General features: G+C 36.6%; 14 protein-coding genes. 7 read left to right on the forward strand and 7 right to left on the reverse strand.

The window, feature by feature from the left end:
* Window positions 1-206: 206 nt before the first annotated feature.
* From G7Y56_RS10175 to G7Y56_RS10185, 3 genes are read right to left on the reverse strand one after another with little or no spacing between them, the layout of a single operon-like run.
* On the reverse strand, window positions 207-398 hold the full coding sequence (locus G7Y56_RS10175) for a hypothetical protein (RefSeq protein WP_165043211.1): 192 nt from the start codon (window positions 396-398) through the stop codon (window positions 207-209).
* A 51-nt stretch (window positions 399-449) separates the two neighbouring features.
* Window positions 450-974: a GNAT family N-acetyltransferase gene (locus tag G7Y56_RS10180; protein ID WP_165043212.1), complete on the reverse strand. Its 525-nt coding sequence runs from the start codon at window positions 972-974 to the stop codon at window positions 450-452.
* Window positions 975-984: 10 nt separating this feature from the next.
* Window positions 985-1,815 carry a class I SAM-dependent methyltransferase gene (locus tag G7Y56_RS10185; protein WP_165021063.1) on the reverse strand — a complete coding sequence of 277 codons (831 nt, stop codon included), beginning with the start codon at window positions 1,813-1,815 and terminating at the stop codon, window positions 985-987.
* Between the two features lie 223 nt (window positions 1,816-2,038).
* On the opposite strand from G7Y56_RS10185, the gene G7Y56_RS10190 reads away from it, so the two are divergent.
* The 4 genes from G7Y56_RS10190 (at window position 2,039) to G7Y56_RS10205 (ending at window position 4,917) form a co-directional block, all read left to right on the forward strand.
* Window positions 2,039-2,659, forward strand: coding sequence for a porin family protein (locus G7Y56_RS10190; RefSeq protein ID WP_165043214.1), 621 nt, complete (start codon window positions 2,039-2,041; stop codon window positions 2,657-2,659).
* A gap of 241 nt (window positions 2,660-2,900) precedes the next feature.
* Window positions 2,901-3,998, forward strand: coding sequence for an MBL fold metallo-hydrolase (locus G7Y56_RS10195; RefSeq protein WP_165043216.1), 1,098 nt, complete (start codon window positions 2,901-2,903; stop codon window positions 3,996-3,998).
* A 72-nt stretch (window positions 3,999-4,070) separates the two neighbouring features.
* Window positions 4,071-4,526: a GyrI-like domain-containing protein gene (locus G7Y56_RS10200; protein WP_165021060.1), complete on the forward strand. Its 456-nt coding sequence runs from the start codon at window positions 4,071-4,073 to the stop codon at window positions 4,524-4,526.
* A 25-nt stretch (window positions 4,527-4,551) separates the two neighbouring features.
* On the forward strand, window positions 4,552-4,917 hold the full coding sequence (locus tag G7Y56_RS10205) for a nuclear transport factor 2 family protein (protein WP_165043217.1): 366 nt from the start codon (window positions 4,552-4,554) through the stop codon (window positions 4,915-4,917).
* Window positions 4,918-4,960: 43 nt separating this feature from the next.
* Here the strand turns inward: G7Y56_RS10205 and G7Y56_RS10210 are convergent, their stop codons facing one another.
* On the reverse strand, window positions 4,961-5,470 hold the full coding sequence (locus G7Y56_RS10210; protein WP_165043219.1) for a hypothetical protein: 510 nt from the start codon (window positions 5,468-5,470) through the stop codon (window positions 4,961-4,963).
* A 17-nt stretch (window positions 5,471-5,487) separates the two neighbouring features.
* Window positions 5,488-5,919, reverse strand: coding sequence for a MarR family winged helix-turn-helix transcriptional regulator (locus G7Y56_RS10215; RefSeq protein WP_165043221.1), 432 nt, complete (start codon window positions 5,917-5,919; stop codon window positions 5,488-5,490).
* 272 nt (window positions 5,920-6,191) lie between these two features.
* On the opposite strand from G7Y56_RS10215, the gene G7Y56_RS10220 reads away from it, so the two are divergent.
* The gene (locus tag G7Y56_RS10220) at window positions 6,192-8,705 is read left to right on the forward strand and encodes a glutaminase domain-containing protein (protein ID WP_165043222.1); all 2,514 of its coding nucleotides are present in this window, start codon (window positions 6,192-6,194) and stop codon (window positions 8,703-8,705) included.
* A gap of 65 nt (window positions 8,706-8,770) precedes the next feature.
* Here G7Y56_RS10220 and abc-f read toward each other — a convergent pair whose 3' ends face one another.
* Window positions 8,771-10,363, reverse strand: coding sequence for a ribosomal protection-like ABC-F family protein (gene abc-f, locus G7Y56_RS10225; protein WP_165043224.1), 1,593 nt, complete (start codon window positions 10,361-10,363; stop codon window positions 8,771-8,773).
* Window positions 10,364-10,779: 416 nt separating this feature from the next.
* A complete protein-coding gene (gnd, locus tag G7Y56_RS10230) occupies window positions 10,780-12,231 on the reverse strand; it encodes a decarboxylating NADP(+)-dependent phosphogluconate dehydrogenase (protein ID WP_165021054.1) in 1,452 nt (483 codons plus the stop codon).
* Window positions 12,232-12,743: 512 nt separating this feature from the next.
* On the opposite strand from gnd, the gene G7Y56_RS10235 reads away from it, so the two are divergent.
* Window positions 12,744-15,575 (forward strand): TIM-barrel domain-containing protein, encoded by a 2,832-nt coding sequence (locus G7Y56_RS10235; RefSeq protein WP_165043226.1) that lies wholly within the window; start codon window positions 12,744-12,746, stop codon window positions 15,573-15,575.
* A 313-nt stretch (window positions 15,576-15,888) separates the two neighbouring features.
* Window positions 15,889-16,605: an NUDIX domain-containing protein gene (locus G7Y56_RS10240; RefSeq protein WP_165021052.1), complete on the forward strand. Its 717-nt coding sequence runs from the start codon at window positions 15,889-15,891 to the stop codon at window positions 16,603-16,605.
* Window positions 16,606-16,614: the final 9 nt, after the last annotated feature.

Consider the following 16,614-nt stretch of genomic DNA (forward strand, 5'->3'; position numbering starts at 1 on the left):
TTACAAGAAAACAGCTTAAGTAAGCTATTTTCCCTTTTTCAATCTGCCCCCCTAAAAAACGGGTAGTTGAAAAAGGAAAAATGCGATAACTTTTAACAATATTAATAGGAATTAATCATAGAATTCAAAATAATACGAAAAATTACTTGTGACACACTCCTTCTTTATAAGATATACTGTCATTTTGTTTATAATATTTTGGTCTCTTAAGACTGTTTCTCCATATCCCGATACAGTTCAGAAATACGATTGTCTATTTCGGTTTTTATCCTAACAGCTTCTTTTTCGAAAATGTCTTGATTGAGTGAATCCCGTCTATTGATCAAATCTTCCGACTCCATCCTCAATTCTATTATTTTCCTGTCATTGTTGATTATATCTAAATTTTTTCGGCTCATTATCTTTGTTTTTTATTTGAAATTAATTTTTATCTGAAAAAAGAATAACGATTAATCATTATTCAAGATCATCTCATATAGCTTAAACCATTTCAGGTGAGCGTAGGGTAATCCTAAATCTACAGTCCCTATATATTTATATCCTAACTTCTCGTACAATTTTATGGCTGCCATATTATTGACCGAGACATCTAAACGTATTGCTTTCATTTCTTGCTCTTTGCTATATTTTGTTGCAAAATTGATCAGCTTTGTAGCTATACCTTTGTTCATAAATGAAGGATGAACAACAAGTGTATGTATAACGATGATGTTCTCGGCTTTTGCGTCCACTCCCCATTCAACCTGCTTGCATGCTTCCTCGGGATGATGGTTCAGAATAATACTTCCGGCTATTGTATTATCTATTCTGAAAACAAATAAATTACTTTCCTCTACCCCTTTTAGGGCTGTTTCTCTAGTTGGATAAACACCTTTAATCCAGCCGGGATAGTTTATGTTCGTTTCTAAATGATCATTCAGATCATTATAGAGATTTTCCAGTTCATCCAGATCATAGATTGTTCCTTTCTCCACTTGATTGTATTTATTGTTTTATAGCGTTTATCATTACATAAGGAATACTAAGCTTTATTCCTCCTAATATTTTAGCTTGCTCATTCAATCGCGATTCAATCATATCGAAAACCAGTTCCACTCTATCTGTTGGTATAAGTTTAATCCATGAATCAATAAATGCTAAACGAATGAAATAATGATTCAACATAGCTGTACCATCAGTAAATTGATAGTTGAACTGATCATGCTCCAAATCTTTGACAATAAAACCGTTTTTAGAAAGTATTTTCAAAAATTTGTCAATTGGTGGACGCTTGAGAGCTATGTGTTTATGCAGTCGATTTATTTCGTCGTTCATACCTAGTTCGGAAAAGATTTTTTCTAGTTCTGTATAGAATTCAAACATACTTTTATCCAAATTCATAGTTTGAATAAACTGTCCTCCTCGTTTCATTATTCTCGAACATTCTGCTATTACCTGTTCAATATCTTCAACATTATTGATACCGTTATTGCTGGTAATTAAGTCAATAGAATTGCTATCTAAAGGAATGTTCTCCGCAACTCCTTCAATAATCTTCACATTGGTTATACCATAATAGTCCAGCTTCTTATGGGTTCGTTCAATCGCTTCTTTCCATGGGTCTATTCCATATACAGTAGAGTTATTGCCCAGCCTCATGGCTATCTCCGTTAGAGGAAACCCTGCTCCGAATCCTATGTCTAATGCCGAAATATTAGACTTGTAATTAATGTGATCAAGTAGTTTTAATCCAAAAGGAGCCGACCATAGAGGTAATTCATCAAATACATCTATCAATTTATTTTGGTCAAAATCATTATTTAGGTATTTTTTCATTGTTGCGTTATTCAATTAAGACCTGTTATTCATAAATATAGAAAGTAAAGGTAATTATATTTTGATATTTCTGATTATGCTTTATATGCTTCGTATACCGAATATTCTATTTAGTATACAAACAACGATGGTCTGTCTATTTGATTAATAGAGCATCGCAGAGCGCCATATCTTTGCATTATAAATAAATCAAAAAATAATTTAAACATAAAAAACAATCATTATGAAAAAGCTAATTGCAATCACAGTCGCCCTTTATCTTGTAGCAACTTTAAGTGCCCAAATCCGTTTTGGAGTGAAAGCCGGAGGTAACTTCTCTAATTTATATACAAGTGGTGATAACAAAGGTATTAATGCTGACCAATACAAGGGCAGATTTAGTTATCACTTTGGAGGTTTGGCCGAATATTCATTCACCGATATGCTGGCAATCCAACCCGAACTAACATATATAAATCACGGTGCAAACCTGAAGAAAACAAACTCGTTTGGCATGACCGACGGACATATTACACTAAACAGCATACAGTTGCCTGTCAATCTGAAAGCTTCATTCAAACTTGGCGAAAATCGTGTTTTTGCTTATGGAGGACCCTATGTAAGTTATAACATATATGGAAGGGCCAGAGGTGAAATTGATGGAAAAACCGAAAGTGTAGAATTATTCTCTAAAGGTTCAGATATGAAGCGTTGGGATTATGGTGTAGGAGTGGGAGTTGGTTTGGAGATTAATAAATTCGTGCTGACATTAGGTAATCAATTTGGATTAGCTGATATTAACGGAGCGGAAGGTAGCAAAATGAAAGCCGGAAATATAACATTATCTGCAGGCTATTTTTTCTGAAAAATATAGAATAAAGAGGATATAGGATAATTTGTCGTACGATTCTGTTATCCTGAACGAAGAGAAGGATCCCTCAATGAAGTGCTGGGATTCTTCTCTTCGTTCAGAATGTAAGAGTGAGTAATACTTCCTTTGTGCGTTTATCTTTTTCACATTTCCAATAAATATTCTTTACTTTGAATAATAAATAAGGTAAATCCACTATATGAACAAACGTACCCGCAAAACAATAAAACGAATTATGATTATACTCTTATCGATCATTATTATACTTGGAGTAGCTATATTCCTCTTTATGCAACAATCTAAATTTGGAAAAGCACCAAGCGGAGATCGGTTAGAAAAAATAAAAGCATCTGCACATTATAAAGATGGTACTTTTGAAAACCTAAGTTATACACCCACTTTAACAGGGGATGGCAGTTATGCAAAAGCTCTATGGGAGTTTTTGTTTGTGAAGAAAGAAAGACTTAGGCCGGTAGATAGTATTCCATCTGTGAAGACGGATCTGCTACATCTCGATATCAATGCAAATGTTCTGGTTTGGTTTGGGCACTCTTCGTATTTCATGCAAATAGACGGAAAAAGGATATTGGTCGATCCTGTTTTTAGCGGTGCAGCTTCGCCTGTATCTTTTGCAGTAAAATCTTTCAATGGTACTGATATTTATACAACAGACGATATCCCCGAGATCGATTATCTTTTCATCTCTCACGACCATTGGGATCATCTGGATTACGAAACAGTTGTTAAGCTGAAATCGAAAGTAAAGACAGTTATTTGTGGATTGGGTGTTGGTGAACATTTCGAATATTGGGGCTATGATAAAGATATTATAGTAGAAAAGGACTGGAATGAGAGCGCGTCTCTTGGTGATGGTTTTTCTGTCCATTTCACTCCGGAACGACATTTTTCGGGAAGAACATTGAGGCGAAATATTTCGGTTTGGACATCTTTTGTGTTACGTACTCCCACAATGCAGGTGTTTATTGGAGGTGATAGTGGCTATGATACTCATTTTAGCGAAATAGGTAAAACCTTTGGAAGCTTCGATTTGGTTATCTTGGAGAATGGGCAGTATGATGAGAAATGGGCTAACATACATATGATGCCTCACGAAGTGTTGCAAGCGGCAAAAGAACTGAATGGAAAGCGCCTTTTCCCTGTGCATTCGTCTAAATTCACTCTGGCAAATCATGCTTGGGACGAACCGTTGAAGAAAATAACAGAGTTGAACGAAGTTACTAAACAATCGATGATTACGCCGATGATCGGTGAACCTGTCAATCTGAGTGATACAGCCCAGACGTTTTCGAAATGGTGGGTTGGTCTTGAATAAATAATTTACTGCTGACATAAGGCTGTCACTCTTGTGACATATCTTTGTTTCGAACAAATTGAAATATATAAAATGAAAACAACAATCGGGAAATTCTATATTATTGGTATTGCAGTAAGAACACAAAATATAAAAGGAAAAGCTGAGGTAGATATTCCTCTGCTTTGGTCTAGATTTATGCAGGAAAATATTGCATCTAAAATACCTCACAAAGAAAGTGGTGAAATCTATTGTGTTTATACGGAATACGAGGGGGATTATACCCAACCATACACAACAGTCCTAGGGTGTAAAGCTAATAGTCTCGAAAATATACCTGAAGGGATGGTTGGATTGTCTATCGAAACAAATCAGTATCAAAAATTCACAGCAAAAGGGAACATATTTAAGGATGCTGTATTTAATGAATGGCTTACTATTTGGCATTCTGATTTGGATCGTACCTATCTTTCTGATTTTGAAATTTATGGAGAGAAAAGTCAAGATCCAAATAATGGAGAAGTAGATATTTTTGTCGGAGTAAAATAATATAATCTTTTAATACATAGCGTATATGACTACTAAGAATGAAATAATAGCTTGTGAAGCTAAGCTCTTAGAGGCGATGAAAAATGTCGATTTGGGAGCATTGAACGAATTGCTGCATGAAGATCTCTTATTTAATGGTCCCAATGGCGAAACGATAACAAAAGCAATGGATCTTGCTGCTTATAAATCGGGCAATATGGTTGTTGATGAAATTACGCCAAGCAATCAGATGATTAGCTTATTTGACGATGCAGCTGTTGTCGCTGTTTCTATCAGTTTGAAAGGGCAATTCATGAAGCAACCTATCGAAGCGAATATTCGCTATATACGTGTATGGAAAAACTGTGATAATAGGTGGCAGGTAATAGGTGGCGGAGCTACGCCTATGTAATTATATAAAAAATGGGCTTTTAGATAGAAAGCCTATTTTCAGATCAATTTTTATCGTTATTCTTCTTAGATTTCCATGGTTTAAATACTGATATTACAATTAAAAATAACAATAATCCTGCTTGGAAAAATCCACTGATCTCCATCATTTTCAAATTGAATAAATAGTCTTCATTCCACACAGCAGCCTCTCCTAATCGGCCTATAATATCTAAATTTTCAGTCAGCCAAGGGTGATAAGCGAATGTGCCGAATAATATTTCGACAACCGTTATTATCCATTTTACTATTATCCATCGGTGCTTAAAGAATCCCCAATTGGTAAATATACCGTATATTATTCCTATGGCTAAACTGGTCATTGCTCCGGTTATTATTAACCAATTATCTATGGCTAATAATATGATATTTTTCATGTAAAGTTCATCTGCAGACTCGGCATCGGTCAGAAATGTGATCAGCACCATGGCTATTGCTCCACAAGTCCATATCATTGCAAATATAAGATGCAAGGTTTTTAAGACTTTCAATCCTTTCGGGTTTAATTTCTTCATAATTCAGATAGTTCGATTTATTGTGATATTTCTTCTATATTCATATATATTTTGTCCAGCAATGTTTTTAGCTTCTCGTAATCGATATCTTCAATGTCTTTCAATGAATCTTTCAGTACGTTATCTCCGCACTCAAGTGCTGTTGGGATGAGTTCTTGCCCCTTTGAAGTGATATTAATACAATTTTCCCTCTGTGAAACTTGGCTACGTGCGACTAATTCCTTTTTCTCAAGGTTATCTATTGTGCGCTTTATCGCCGCAGCATCTTTGCATAGTAATCTCGCTATTTCTTGTTGACTCAAGCCATCTTTGTAGTGAAGGCATCTTAAAACTATAAATTGTGAATGAGGCAAGTCTATAGCTTCACTTTCGAGCCTTGCATTCAATAGTTTCGACATTGATACAGATGCTCTGTTTAAAAGAAATCCGAGAGAATAAAATTCATCCATAATATTTTTTTTTGTAAAGGTATAAACAATTATTGACTAGTCAATAATTGTAATAAAAAAATATTAATTTTTCTACGATGCTTGGGTGTAGGAATTCATCGGTCTGTCTTTTAATAAAGCTTAAATTATTCAATATTGAATGAGGGAAGAGTACCTTTGTAACGACTTAAATTTAAGAGGGGGTTTTCTTTATTTATATATTGGGAATAAGGCTCTTGAATTGTAACTTTGAATTGCTCTGATATGAATGTTTAACACTTAAAATAAATTGAATGAAAAAATTACTTATGTTGTGTGTATCTCTCTGTCTGATGGCAGGAATCCAAGCTGCAGATATATACAAAACCAGTCGGAAGATAGTATTAAGAGCACCTTCCGTACCACTAATCACTTCTGATACTTATTTGTCGATCTGGTCGCCTTATGATAAATTAACTGAAGGAAACACAGAGCATTGGACTGCAAAAGATCATCCTTTGATAGGAGCTATAAGAGTCGATGGAAAAACATACCGTTTCATGGGTAAAGACAAGCCAAACCTCCCTGCTATAATACCAATGTCGCATAGTGAAAATTGGGATGCTTCATATACAATGGATCAACCGGCGAATGATTGGACTTCAATCGATTTCAATGACGCGAACTGGAAAAAAGGGAAAGCTGCATTTGGCTCGAAAGGAATGCAGAGAGTAAAAACCCTATGGGAAACAAAAGATATATGGATTCGCAGAACATTCGACCTGAATGAAGACTTATCGAAAGAAACGATTATACTTCAATATTCTCACGACGATATATTTGAGTTATATCTGAATGGAGTAAAACTTGTCGAGACTGATTATTCATGGAACAACGATGTGATGTTCGAACTAAATGCTAATGCAAAAAAGAATCTTAAAAAAGGAAAGAATGTAATAGCAGCCCATTGCCATAACCAGACCGGCGATGCCTATGTAGATTTCGGATTGTTCCGTAAAGCAAAAGACTCTTATGGTTTTGAACAAGAAGCTATTCAGAAATCGGTAGATGTTCTTCCTACTCAGACATATTATACATTTACATGTGGCAAGGTAGAGCTGGATTTAGTATTCACAGCTCCTCTGCTATTAGATGATCTTGATCTAGTGTCTACTCCTATTAACTATATATCGTATAGAGTAAGGGCATTAGATAATAAAAAACACGATGTTCAGATATATATCGAAACTACACCCGAATTGGCCGTTAACGATATATCGCAAGCGGTAACATCGGAACGTATCGAGAAAAATGGAATGGTTTATCTCAAAACAGGAACAATAGATCAACCTGTAACTGTCCGCAAGGGCGATGGTGTAAGAATCGATTGGGGATATGCTTATTTGGCTTCGGACAAGGCAAATGGAAAATCGTTAAGCCTCGGAGATTATTATTCGATGAAAGACGAGTTTGCGAATAGAGGACAATTGAAACCGAGTTTAGATCCAAAAGACCTCTCTATTGATATGTCTAAGTCGATGACAGTATTAGCATATACCGAGAACTTGGGTGCTGTGGACAAGACAGGCAAAGCAGGTTATGTGATGGTTGGTTACGACGATATCTATTCAATAGAATATTTCTACAAGCGCAGACAGGCGTATTGGAAACATGATGGTAAAATAGATATCTATCAGGCATTCGAAAGAGCAAAAGAGAATTACGATTCTATCATGCAAAAAACACGTGCCTTTGATAATCAATTGATGACAGATGCCCAGCGCGATGGTGGAGTAGAATATGCAGAGCTATGCGCTTTGGCATACCGTCAGGCAATAGTTGCTCACAGACTGATTAAAGATGATGAAGGTAACCTGCTGTTCTTATCGAAAGAAAATCATAGCAATGGTTGTATCAATACGGTCGATATAACTTATCCGTCAGCTCCTTTATTCTTACTATACAATCCCGAATTACTGAAAGGAATGTTGACTCCTATTTTCTATTACAGTGAAAGTAACAGATGGAGGAAGCCTTATCCTGCGCACGATTTAGGAACGTATCCTGTTGCTAATGGTCAATTGTATGGCGAAGATATGCCTGTTGAGGAAGCCGGAAACATGATTCTGCTGGTAACTGCCCTCGCTAAAGTAGAAGGTAGTGCAAGTTATGCACAAAAGCACTGGGATACATTGACTATTTGGGCTAATTATCTTGCAGATAAAGGGCTCGATCCGGACAACCAATTATGTACTGATGATTTTGCAGGGCATCTGGCACATAATGCAAATCTATCTATTAAGGCAATTATGGCTATTGCAGGATATGGAGATCTGGCACGTATGTTAGGCAAGACCGATATTGCAGATAAATATACTGCAATGGCAAAATCGATGGCTATCGAGTGGGAAAAGATGGCTAATGACGGTGATCATTATAAATTAGCTTTCGACAAACCCAGAACATGGAGTCAGAAATACAATCTGGTGTGGGATAAGGTTTTCAAGATGAATATATTTCCTCCTACTGTGATTGCGAAAGAAGTTCCATTTTATCTTACTAAACAAAATAAATATGGATTGCCACTTGACTCTCGCAAAGATTATACAAAATCCGATTGGATAATGTGGTCTGCTTGCCTGGCTTCCAATGACAGTGATTTCAAGAAAATAATTTCACCCATTTATAAGTATGCCAATGAGACACCAACACGTGTACCTTTAAGTGACTGGCACGACACGCATACAGCTATTCCACCAAATTTCAAAGCGCGTTCGGTAGTAGGTGGCTACTTTATGAAAATGCTAGAAAACAAGGTTTCCAAATAAATAAAAGAACTCCATCTGTTATTAAAGCAGATGGAGTTCTTTCTTTATTAGAGCTTAATCATTTCTCATTCTAGATTTATAGATGTATCGACCCCTATCTCTTTTATAAAGTATTGATCGTGTGAAATAACTAATATTGTCCCTTTGTATTCTTTAATAGTAGATGTAACAATCTCCAGACTCTGAATATCGAGATTATTCGTTGGTTCATCTAATATAAACATATCAGGTGTGTCGCTACTAACCATCAGACAACAAAACACCAGTTTCATTTTTTCTCCTCCACTCAGTTTACTACAAGGTTTATCCCATGTATCATAAGAAAATAGAAAATGGTGTAAGTACCTTTTTAATTTATGTTCCTCGAAGTTTTGCGAATTGAACTGTTCCACCTGCTCGAATACAGTGAGTCGGTTATCGATTATAGAGTATTCCTGATCTACATAGAGGTATTTGAAATCAGCTCTTACTAAAGTTCCTGTTGTTGGTTCCAACTTTCCAAGTACTAACTTCAATAATGTTGTTTTCCCAATTCCATTACTACCGCTAATGGCTACTCTGTCTCCGCTTCTTATCTGAAAGTTTAGAGCATTATTCCATAATAGATCGGATGAATATCCGAAGTTGATGTCTTTAGCTGTTATTAATATTTTCCCTGTATGGAGATTCGCATTCTCAAAAGATATTTTCAAATCTTTACTATCAGGTAATTTTTGGCGAATATGATTCAAATCATCAGCTATATCCCCAATCTTTTCGGAGTGTGTCTCTTTCAGCTTCGATGCACTTCCTTCTGCCTGATCTTTGAGCCTATTGATTGCAATGCGGGGGATACCACCTTGTTTTTGAATCTTTTTGCCTCGGCTGTCTTCCCGTTGCTTTCTTTCAGAAGCTAATTGTGCTACTTGTAGTGCTTGTCGCAATTCTTTTTCTTTCTCGTTCAGTTGAGCTTGTAAAGCATTGAGTTTTTCAGCTTTCTGAGCTTTGTAGAATTCGTAATTACCACCGTAGATATCGATAGAATCTCTGTTCAACTCATACGTTATATTCAAGAGATTGAGTAGAGTCCGATCGTGACTAACAACTATGATCGTTCCTTTATACGATTTGATAAAGTCATACAATTGCTGTCGGCTCTTTGCATCCAAATGATTCGATGGTTCGTCTAACAAGATAATAGACGGAGAATGAATTGCTATACCCAATAGAAATACCTTTGTTTTTTCACCGCCGCTTAATGTGCTTATCTGTTGCGATAGAGCTATATGATCTAAATCCCAAAGAGATAGAGCTTTATTTGCCCTCTCTTCGATATTCCAGTCTTCATCCAATCGGGTGAAGTTTTCTATCGAAGCATCACCGTTTATAATGGCGTGTAATGCTTCTATTTTTGTATTTATGCGAAGAGCTTCTGCAACTGTCAGATGATCATATTGCCCGAAATGTTGAGGTATATAATAAGGCTTCTCTGACAACACTATTTCTCCGCTGCTAGCCCGCAAGCGTTCTGCGACGATTTGCAATAGGGTAGACTTCCCCGAACCGTTATCACCAATCAAATTAATCTTCTGATTGTCGGATATGGAAAAGCTGATGTCACGGAATAGAGTCTCTCTATCCGGATGGATATACGATATATGTTTAACTATGATACTCATAGAACAGTATATTAAATGGTTTAAAACTAAATAGTAGGGGGTTAAATAAACAGAGGCGTGTTACTTAACAAGTTGAAAAGAGCATGATATATGCTGTTTCTAATAGAGTTTTAATTACATGATTACTAAGTTAGAGTCAATTACTAACTGAGATTGTAGTATTCGACAAGATTGATAATTTGCTTAACCAAAATGTTCCGATGAGTTTCGGAATTACAAGATGGCTTTTACCATCGTTTCTTACTTAGACATTTTCATTGGAGTAGTTTTAATATTCAGACTACAAAGATATGGATTTTTTGATTGTAAAGAAATGATTTAAAGATCAATTAGAAATAAAATAACGAAAAGACCTAAAAACAAAAATGGCTGCATAAATTATGCAGCCATTTTTATATATATATAGTTATAGTTACTTATACGGAATAAGTAGTAGAAGCTGTATCACCTCCATGACCTGTCCAATTGGTATGAAAGAATTCGCCACGAGGCTTGTCGATGCGTTCGTACATGTGTGCACCGAAGTAATCGCGTTGTGCCTGAAGCAAATTGGCAGGTAAGCGTTCGCAACGAAGTCCGTCGAAATAGCTCAATGCCGATGTTAGGGCAGGAGCAGGAATACCATTCAGCAGAGCTTGTGCGCAAACACGTCTCCATCCTTCTTGTGTACGTTCTATTTGCTTTTTGAAGAACGAGTCAAGAATCAGACTAGGCAACTTAGGGTTATTCTCAAATGCTTTTTTGATATCTCCCAAGAATGCTGAACGGATGATACATCCTCCGCGCCACATCAAAGCAATATCGCCATAATTAAGATTCCATTTATATTCTTTAGCGGCTTCCATCATCAGGTTGTAGCCTTGAGCATACGATATGATTTTCGCTCCGAATAGAGCCATCTTTATATCATCGATAAATTGCTTCTTGTCTCCGTCAAATTTTGGTTTAGAACCCGTAAGTTCTTTCGCCACTACTACACGCAAATCCTTTTGTGCCGAAAGACAGCGAGAGAACACCGATTCTGCGATAAGTGTAAGAGGGATACCCAATTCCAGAGCTGAATCGACAGTCCATTTACCTGTACCTTTTTGTCCGGCAGTATCAAGAATTGAGTCTACTAATGGTTTGCCGTTCTCGTCTTTGTATGCAAGGATATCGGCAGTGATTTCAATAAGATATGAGTCTAGCTCTTCTGTATTCCATTTCTTGAATACTTCGTGCTGCTCGTCTGCACTCATACCAAGGAGATCTTTCATCAACTGATAAGCCTCATTGATGATTTGCATATCTCCGTATTCGATACCGTTATGTACCATTTTCACAAAGTGACCGGCGCCACCTTCTCCAACCCAGTCACAGCAAGGTCTTCCATCAACCTTAGCTGATATTGATTGAAATATTTCTTTCACATAAGGCCATGCAGCAGGCGATCCTCCGGGCATTATAGACGGGCCGTTCAATGCTCCCTCTTCTCCTCCCGAAACTCCTGTTCCTACATATAATAAACCTTTGCTTTCTACATATTCTACACGTCTATTGGTTTCTGTGAAAAGGCTGTTTCCTCCGTCGATAATAATATCTCCTTTGTCGAGATGAGGAAGAAGAAGTTCGATAAAATCGTCTACTGGTTTTCCTGCTTTCACAAGCATCATTACTTTGCGGGGACGTTCGAGTGAAGCTACCAGCTCTTCGATAGAGTGAGTTCCGATGAATTTCTTTCCTGCTCCTCGACCATTAATAAAATGATCTACCTTTTCTACTGTACGGTTATACACAGCTACTGTATATCCTTTGCTCTCCATGTTCAGAACGAGATTTTCGCCCATAACAGCTAATCCAATCAGCCCAATATCTGCTAATTTGCTCATATTATATGTTATATAATTTATAATTAAGTAATATATTCATTTTATAGTGTCTAAGTTAGGAAAATAATTGACAGTCTTATTAAGTAGACAACTTAATAGATAAAAATTATATCTCCCCGAGTTTCATAGAACAAATATAGTTAATTAAAAGTTTCGGGAGCAATTTATTTAGCCACAAAAACCTGCAAGATGAAAATCTTGCAGGTCTTTTAAGCAAATTCACATTATTTTAACACTACTATACTTATCTGAACTGCTGTTGAGCTTTTTATATGGCATGGCGATGTTGCATAATGCACTACAAATTGGTTGTCTTCCACTCTTCATTAATATGTTTTATTACCAACTGAAGTATGGTCTTTTAAACCTATTTAATACCCTCTATGAATGTTTTTCATCTAAATTAGCAATAAATACTTTTATTCAAGAACATTTAAACTGTCTCATTTCGGTGATAAAGTGTATTTTTGCTTATACGAAAAATACTAATTCCATAAAAACATATCAATACCATGAAGAAATGTAAAATATTGGCAATACTCTTGCTGCCTCTTTTTTTATTTAGTTGCAGCAGCGTTCCATATCAGAAGACAAAAGATGGAATAATTGTGACTTTAAAAACGGATGATCCAAAAGCCGTTAAAAACATTCGTTTGGAGGTAATAAATGACGATGTCATACATGTGTCGGCCACACCTTCTGATAGATTTACTGAAAAGAAAAGTTTAATCGCTGTTTATGAAAAAATGCAGACGGATGGTTGGGATGTTTCCGAAAAGGATGGTAATGTGGTTCTCAAAACAGCAACTACGATTGCGACCGTATCGTTGACAACAGGCGAAATTACCTTTTCTGATATAAACGGAAATATAATCCTTGCCGAAAACAAAGGTGGTGGAAAGACTTTTTCTGATATAGAAGTAGAAGGAAAGAAAGCCTACACCCTACAACAGGTATTCGAATCATCGGACGATGAAGCATTCTACGGACTTGGGCAGCATCAGGCTGACGAGTTTAATTACAAAGGAAAAAACGAAGTGCTTTTTCAATATAATACAAAAGTATCTGTGCCATTTGTTTTATCCAGCAAAAATTACGGGTTGTTGTGGGACAATTATTCTGAAACCAGATTCGGAGATGCTCGCGAATATGCCGATTTGGATCAGTTCAAGCTATTCGACAAAAACGGTAAAGAAGGTAGTCTTACAGCTACCTATATGGTAAATGCAGACCCTAAGCAAGTATTTGCAGAGAGAGCAGAATCTCAGATCGATTATGAAAACCTGGAAACGGTAAAGAAATTTCCTGAAAACTTTCCTTTCTACAATTCCCGAATCACATGGGAAGGCGAGGTAGAGGCTAAAGAAACAGGAGTATATCACTTCATATTGTATTATGCTGGTTATACGACTGTATATATGGACGATCAGACAATTGTACCCGAAAGATGGCGCACGGCATGGAATCCGAACAGCTATAAATTCACAGTGGAGATGAAAGCCGGAGAAAAACGAAAAATAAAACTCGATTGGAAACCCGATGGCGGTATTTCTTATATTAGTCTGAAAGCATTAAGTCCTAAAGAAAAAGAAGAGCAAAATAAACTTTCTCTATGGTCGGAAATGGGCGATGAGATAGACTACTATTTCATACGTGGTAACAATCCCGATGAGGTAATCAAAGGATACAGAAACATTACAGGAAAAGCCCAAATAATGCCTAAATGGGCTATGGGTTATTGGCAAAGCCGCGAACGCTACAAAACTCAAGACGAATTATTGACAACAGTAAAAGAATATCGTAAGAGAAATATTCCATTAGACAATATTGTACTCGATTGGTCATATTGGCCTCAAGATGCTTGGGGAAGTCACGATTTCGACAAAGCTCGTTTTCCCGATGCAACGGCAATGATAGACAGTGTACACGCTATGGATGCCCATATTATGATCTCTGTTTGGCCTAAATTTTACCATACAACTGATAATTATAAGGCATTCGAGAAGAACGGATGGATGTACGACCGTGCTGTAAAAGACAGCATACGCGACTGGATCGGCATAGGATATATAGCCGGATTTTATGATGCTTATAGCGAAGGTGCACGTGAACTGTTCTGGGATCAGATGAACGAGAAACTTTACTCGAAAGGTATCGATGCCTGGTGGATGGATGCCTCTGAACCCGATATCCTTTCGAATGCAAGTATAGAGCGCCGTAAGGAATTGAGCACACCTACTGCTTTAGGTTCATCGACAGAGTATTTCAATGCCTATGCATTAGCTAACGCACAGGCTATCTACGAAGGACAACGTTCTGTTAAGCCCGACGATCGTGTATTTTTACTTACCCGTTCGGGTTTTGCAGGATTGCAGCGCTATTCTACCGCTACTTGGAGTGGTGATATAGGCACACGTTGGGAAGATATGAAAGCTCAGATTTCGGCAGGCCTCAATTTTGCCATGTCGGGTATTCCTTATTGGACTATGGATATTGGTGGATTCTGTGTCGAAAAACGTTACGAACAAGCGAAAGAAGGTTCGGAAGATTTGAAAGAATGGCGGGAACTGAATACCCGTTGGTTCCAATTCGGAGCTTTCTGTCCATTGTTCCGCAGTCACGGACAGTATCCGTATCGTGAAATCTATAATCTGGCTCCCGAGGGGCATCCTGCTTATAAGAGTATGGTATATTATAATAAACTGCGCTATCAGATGATGCCTTATATTTATTCGCTTGCAGGTATGACATACTTTAACGATTATACAATCATGCGTGCTTTGGTGATGGATTTCACATCCGATATCAAAACACATAATATTGGTGATCAGTACATGTTTGGCCCAAACTTGATGGTTTGTCCTGTCTACGCATATAAGGCTACATCCCGCGATGTGTATTTCCCTGCTGATGCCAACTGGTATGATTTCGAAAGTAACGAATATATAGTAGGAGGTAAAACGCTGAAAGTAAATGCACCATACGAGCGTATACCCCTATTTGTAAGAGAAGGATCTATATTACCAATGGGTAAAGATATCCAGACAACTAAAGAAGCTCAGGTCGATCTTACATTGAAAGTATATACCGGCAAAAATGGAGAATTTACTCTTTATGAAGATGAAGGTGTAAACTACAATTATGAAAAAGGTGCTTATTCTACTATCAAATTCAGCTATGATGAGGTATCTCAAACACTGACGATCGATGATGTGAAAGGCGAATACCCGGGAATGGCTAAAGAAAGAACATTCAAAATAGAAGGGATTAGCAAAGGACAGAAAAACACCGTGACAGAAGTTCCATATTCAGGAAAGAAAGTAACTATGAAAATAATTAAATAGTAAATTGAAAGATGCTTCAGTAAGGATAGAAACATTCAGATAAATAGAAGTTTTTCAATTATTGCTTATTGTATAAATTAACACATAAACAATGCGATTTATGTGTTAATTTTTTTTGTCTGAAACCCTTTTATTTTCAAGGGATAGTTAATGTATCATATACAATAACTTTGATAATCTTATTGTGTATTATACTATATGTAAATATCTATTGTACAAATATTTAAGTTGATTTTAATTTTCAATTGTATTGTTAAATACAATAATATACATATATTTGTGTCGAACACATTCAATAGTATAATTGGATATCATGAAAACAAATTTTATTCATACCTATGTATCTGTCGACTGCGTTGTTTTCGGCTTCGAGAACGATCAGTTAAATATACTTTTGGTGCAGCGCAATATAGACAAAAAGAACTCGAAGGATATGAAACTTCCGGGCAGTCTTATTTATCACGAAGAAGATGTGGATGATGCTGCCAATCGGGTATTGTTCGAACTAACAGGGATCAAAAGGATGACATTGAAGCAATTCCGATGTTTTGCATCTCCCGAAAGGGCACAGAATCCGGATGATATGAAATGGCTTGATACTGCTTATCAACCGAATATCAATCGGTTGATTACAGTTGCATATCTCTCGTTATGCAAGGTAGACAGAAAGCTGAACAACATCTCGAAATACAAATTCTCGAAATGGTGTCCGTTAAGCGAATTGCCGCAGATGCCTTTCGATCATAATAAAATTGTTGCTGAATCGCTGACCGAGATATGCAGATGGATCGAATATGATCCTGCAATTGTTTTTGAACTTCTTCCTGTTAAATTCACTATCAGTCAATTACATCGCCTATATGAGGCTATTTACAATAAAAAAATAGATATCCGTAATTTCCATAAAAAAGTGGCACTAATGCCATATGTAGTTGCCCTAGAAGAGAAGCAAAAAGACGTATCTCACAGAGCAGCTCGCTATTATAAATTCGATAAAAAAGAATATAATAAACGAAAAACAAATATGTAACCTTACTTA

It is taken from the genome of Dysgonomonas sp. ZJ709 (genome assembly GCF_011039195.1).
Classification (GTDB): domain Bacteria; phylum Bacteroidota; class Bacteroidia; order Bacteroidales; family Dysgonomonadaceae; genus Dysgonomonas.